The organism is Achromobacter sp. UBA5777, assembly GCF_002418565.1.
In the GTDB taxonomy this organism is placed as follows: Bacteria; Pseudomonadota; Gammaproteobacteria; order Burkholderiales; family Burkholderiaceae_B; genus Achromobacter; species Achromobacter animicus.
In genome coordinates this window covers 1-5,390 of sequence record NZ_DIEJ01000277.1, presented here as the reverse complement: position 1 = coordinate 5,390, position 5,390 = coordinate 1, and the positions used below count along the sequence as shown (strand labels likewise).

Below are 5,390 nucleotides of genomic sequence, written 5' to 3'. Positions count from 1 at the left end.
CGCGGCCTCGCTGGGGCTGGTCGACGCGCGTGTTCCCCCGCGGCTGCTGCTCGCCGCGGCGCGCCAGACCGTGCTGTCGCGCAAGCCCGCCCGGCGCGCGCGCGGGTTTGGAGGACTGCTGAACCGCTGGCCGTTCAAGGCCATCGTCGCCAACCGCGCCCGCAAGCAGATCGCAGCCAAGGATCCGCTCGGCCACTACCCTGCAGCGCCCGCCATCGTGGAGATCTGGGAAAAGCACGGCGGCAATGCGCTGAAGGCGCCCGATCTCATCGACCGCATCATTTCGTCCGGCACCGCGCGCAACCTGCTGCGCGTGTTCCGTCTGCAGGAGCGCCTGAAGGCCAATGGCAAGCAGCCTGGCGTCGCGCCGGCCCGTCACGTCCATGTGGTGGGTGCGGGCGTGATGGGTGGCGACATCGCCGCCTGGTGCGCGCTCAAGGGCATGACCGTCACGCTGCAGGACCAGGAGATGTCGCGCATCGCGCCCGCCATCAAGCGCGCCGCCGAGCTCTACGCGCGCCGACTGAAGGATCCGCGTCTGGCGCGCGCCGCGTTCGACCGGCTGGTCCCGGATCCGGCGGGCGGCGGCGTACCGCTGGCGGACGTCATCATCGAAGCCATCAGCGAGCAGCCCGACGCCAAGCGCGCGCTGTACCAGTCCCTGGAGCCGCGCATGAAGCCCGATGCGCTGCTGGCCACCAACACGTCCAGCCTGTCGCTCGAAACGCTCCGCGAAGGCCTGGCCCGTCCGGATCGTCTGGTGGGCATTCACTTCTTCAACCCCGTGGCCAAGATGCCGCTGGTGGAAGTCGTGCACGCGGACGGCGGCGATCCCGCCATAGAAGCCCGCGCCTGCGCCTTTGTCGGCCAGATCGACAAGCTGGCGCTGCCGGTCAAGAGCGCGCCCGGCTTTCTGGTGAACGCGGTGCTGGCGCCTTACATGCTGCAGGCCATGCGCAGCGTGGACGACGGCGTCGCGCCGGAATCCGTGGACGCCGCCATGGTGGCCTTCGGCATGCCGATGGGACCGCTGGAACTGGCAGACACCGTGGGCCTGGACATCGCGCGGGACGCTGGCGCGCAGCTTGCCGACGGCGCGGCGCCGCCGCGATGCCTGGCAGACCGTCTGGCCCGCAACGAACTCGGCAAAAAAAGCGGCAAGGGCTTTTACACCTGGCGCGACGGCAAGCCGGTCAAGCAACGCGACCCCGCCGCCGCCCCGGCAGGCCTGGCGCAACGCCTGATCCAGCCGCTGATCGACGCCACGCGGCAACGCGTGTCCAGCGGCATCGTGGCCGACGCCGACCTGGCCGACGCCGGCGTGATTTTTGGAACGGGCTTCGCGCCTTTCACGGGCGGCCCCTTGCATTACGAAGACGGCAGCACCCAGCAGCACCGCAGCACAGCAGCTCGCGCCGAATAGACCGGCAGCAACAGGCCGGCAGTGGTAGAGAGAGACACACATTCAACTCGAGGAGTCAGTACCATGCGCAGACGTCCATTGTCCCTGAGCACCCTGTCGGCCATCCTGGTCGGCCTGGGCGCATCCGCAACGTCCTACGCTGCCGGCTTTCAGCTCTTGGAGCAGAACGCCAGCGGCCTGGGCAACGCGTATGCCGGCTCAGCGGCAAACCCGGAGAATGCCAGCATCATGTATTTCAACCCGGCAGGCTTGACCTATCTGCCAGGGCTCAATTTCTCCGGCGGGGTAAACCTGATCAAACCGTCGTTCAAGTTTTCGGACAACGGAAACAGCCGCAATCCCAGCGTGCCCGGTATTCCCGGATCAGGCTTGAACGGTTCGGTTCCCACCGGCGGCAATGGCGGGGACGCGGGCCACCTGGGCGTCGTGCCCAACATCTATGCCTCCTGGCAACTGAACGAGCAGTGGTACATCGGCCTGGGCGTCGGCGCCCCCTTCGGCCTGATGACCGAATACGACGACGGTTGGGTCGGCCAGTACCACTCGAACAAGTTCGACATCAAGACCATCAACGTCAATCCGTCCATCGCCTACAAGGTCAACGAGAAGTTTTCGATGGGCTTTGGCGTGAACTGGCAGCACATCGATGCGACCTACAAGAAAAAGACCGTCGTGCCCATCGCCGGCCTGCCGCTGGCCACGAATGGCGACGCGGACCTGAATCTGAAGGGTGACGCGTGGGGCTGGAACGTCGGCTTCATGCTGCAACCCACCGAAGACACGCGCATCGGCCTGTCCTACCGCTCGAAGATCAAGCACTCGGCCAAGGGCGACACCGATATCGACAACATCGGCCCCACCGGCCAATCCGTGTCCTTCGACGCCAAGGCCAACGTCGACCTGCCCGACACGCTGATCCTGAGCGCCACGCACCAGCTCAACGAAAAGTGGGAACTGCTGGGCGACGTGTCCTGGACGGGCTGGAGCAGCATTCCGGAGCTCAAGATCAAGAACTCGGGCCCGGGCGCGCGCGACGACGAGCTGCCGCTCAACTTCCGCGACACCTGGCGCGTCGCCGTGGGCGCGAACTACAAGTTCGCCCCGGCCTGGAAGTGGAAGTTCGGCCTGGCCTTCGACCAATCGCCGGTGCACGATGCCGCCGACCGTCCCACTTCCCTGCCCGACAACGACCGCTACTGGTTCTCGACCGGCGTGCAATGGGCCGCCACGAAGTCCACCACGATCGACGTCGGCTACACGTACCTGTACCTGCGCAAGACGGACATCGACACCACGTCCGGCAGCCAGGCCACCAAGGGCCGCGTCGCGGGCACCTACGACAGCAGCGGCCACATCTTCGGCCTGCAGCTCTCGTCCCGCTTCTAGCCGTGAACGGGCGGACGGCCGCGCGCCGTCCGCCCGCCTTTTCAGGAGACTCCCTTGAGCAAGTTCGTCGTCAAACACGTCGCCGTGCTGGGTGCCGGCGTCATGGGCGCGCAGATCGCCGCCCACCTGGCCAATGCCGGCGTGCCGGTCACGCTGTTCGACCTGGCCGCCCGCGAAGGCGACCGCAACGGCACCGTCAAGAAGGCGCTGGCCGGTCTCAAGAAGCTGGAACCCGCGCCGCTGGCCGGCGCATCACGCCTGGCGCTCATTACGCCCGCCAACTACAATGACGACCTGGAGCGCCTGCAAGGCTGCGACCTCATCATCGAGGCCATCGCCGAGCGCATGGACTGGAAGACGGCGCTGTACGAGCGCATCGCCTCGCATGTCGCGCCGGGCGCCATCGTCGCCTCCAACACGTCCGGCCTGTCCATCGACGCGCTGGCCAACGCGCTGCCCGCCGGGCTGCGCGACCGCTTCTGCGGCATCCATTTCTTCAATCCGCCGCGCTACATGCGCCTGGTGGAAATCATCGCCACGGCGCACACGCAGCCGGCCGTGCTGGACCAGCTGGAAACCTGGCTGACGTCTGCGCTGGGCAAGGGCGTGATCCGCGCGCTCGATACCCCGAACTTCGTGGCCAACCGCATCGGCGTGTTCTCGATCCTGGCCGCCATGCACCACACCGCGCGCCTGGGTCTGGCCTTCGACGAAGTCGACGCGCTGACCGGCCCCAAGATCGGCCGCCCCAAGAGCGCCACGTACCGCACCGCCGACGTGGTCGGGCTGGACACGCTGGCCCACGTCGTGGGCACGATGGAAAAGAACCTGCCCGACGATCCGTGGCATCAGTATTTCGCGCTGCCGGAATGGCTGTCGGCGCTGATATCCAAGGGCGCGCTCGGCCAGAAAAGCGGCGCCGGCGTATATCGCAAGCAGGGGCGCGAGATCCAGGTGCTGGATCTGAAAAAGCAGGATTACGCTCCCGGCACCGGCAAGCTGGCCGACGAGGTGGCGGCGCTGCTCAAGGAACGCGATCCGGCCAAGCGCTTTGCCGCGCTTCGCGCCAGCGACCACCCGCAGGCGCAATTCCTGTGGAGCCTGTTCCGCGACATCTTCCACTACAGCGCCGTGCAGCTTGAGCACGTGGCCGACAACGCACGCGACCTGGATCTGGCCATGCGTTGGGGCTTTGGCTGGTCGCAAGGCCCGTTTGAAACGTGGCAGGCCGCCGGCTGGCAGGCGATTGCCGCCGCCGTGGCCGAGGACATCGCCGCCGGCCGCGCCATGAGCGACACGCCCCTGCCCGCTTGGGTGCTGGAGCCCGGCCGCCAGGGCGTGCACGCCCCTGAAGGGTCGTATTCCGCACGCACGGGCAAGCTGCATCCGCGCTCGACGCTGCCGGTGTACGCGCGCCAGCTGTTCCCGGAGCGCGTCGTGGGCGAAGCGCCCGACGACCGTGGCGTCACCGTCTGGGAAAACGAAGGCGTGCGCCTGTGGAACCTGCCGCAGGTCGACGCCGGCATCGCCATTCTGTCCGTCACGTCGCGCAACCACACGCTGGGCGCCGAAGTGCTGGAAGGCGTGCTGCAGGCGGTGGCCAAGGCCGAACGCGAATTCGACGGCCTGGTCATCTGGCACGACGCACCGTTTGCCGTGGGCGCCAACCTGCAGCAGGTGGTCGAAGCGTGCGCGGCGGGCCAATGGGAGATGCTGGAAGCCACGGTCGAAAAATTCCAGCGCGCGTCGCAGTCGTTCAAGTACGCGCAGATTCCGACGGTGGCCGCCGTGCAGGGGATGGCGCTGGGCGGCGGCTGCGAATTCCTGATGCACGCCTCGCACCGCGTGCTGGCGCTGGAAAGCTACATCGGCCTGGTCGAAGCCGGTGTGGGCCTGATTCCGGCGGGTGGCGGCAGCAAGGAATTTGCCGCGCGCGCTGCGGCGCTGGCGGCCAAGACGGCCACGCCGGGCGAGGTCTTTCCGTATCTGCAACCGGTCTTCCAGACGATTGCGATGGCCCAGGTGGCCAAGAGCGGGCTGGAGGCCATCGACGCCGGGTTCGCGCGCGAGCACGACATCGTGCTGTTCCATCCGGGCGAACTGCTTTATGTGGCCATCGGCCAGGCGCGGGCCGCGGCGCAGGCAGGCTATNNCCCCGCCCGCGCGGTTGCAGGACGTGCCGGTGGCCGGCCGTAATGGCATCGCCAACTTCGAGATGGTGCTGGTCAATATGCGCGAAGGCGGCATGATCAGCGCGCACGATTACCGCGTGGCGCGTAGCGCGGCGGTCGCGTTGTGCGGCGGCGAGGTCGAGACCGGCACGAAGGTCGACGAGGAATGGCTGCTGGCGGTGGAGCGCAAGGAGTTCGTGGCGCTGCTGCGCACGCCGGAAACGCAGGCGCGCATCCGCCACACCCTTGAAACCGGCAAACCACTACGGAATTAATTAGGCCCCCCTTGCGCCTGCTGCGCGTCCCCCAGGGGCGCCGGCGGCGGACCGGCAGAGCCGCCGTATGGCGCCCCCCCCAAGCGCCTACGGCGCTCCCCCCAGGGGCGCGGACTGCGGACCGGCGGAGCCGGA

The 5,390-nt window shown here is 67.8% G+C and carries 2 protein-coding genes and 1 pseudogene; all 3 read left to right on the top strand.

The features are described from left to right. On the top strand, positions 1-1,423 hold a 1,423-nt coding region (locus B3446_RS23720; RefSeq protein ID WP_291385865.1), incomplete at its 5' end, for a 3-hydroxyacyl-CoA dehydrogenase family protein. Between the two features lie 63 nt (positions 1,424-1,486). Beyond that, positions 1,487-2,809 carry an OmpP1/FadL family transporter gene (locus tag B3446_RS23715; RefSeq protein WP_291385863.1) on the top strand — a complete coding sequence of 441 codons (1,323 nt, stop codon included), beginning with the start codon at positions 1,487-1,489 and terminating at the stop codon, positions 2,807-2,809. A gap of 54 nt (positions 2,810-2,863) precedes the next feature. After that, positions 2,864-5,255, top strand: a pseudogene (locus B3446_RS23710) (3-hydroxyacyl-CoA dehydrogenase/enoyl-CoA hydratase family protein). The last annotated feature ends 135 nt before the right edge of the window (positions 5,256-5,390 follow it).

Coding starts and splice junctions, on each gene's coding strand:
- B3446_RS23715 (WP_291385863.1), top strand. CDS start 1,487: ATGCGCAGACGTCCATTGTCCCTGAGCACCCTGTCGGCCATCCTGGTC.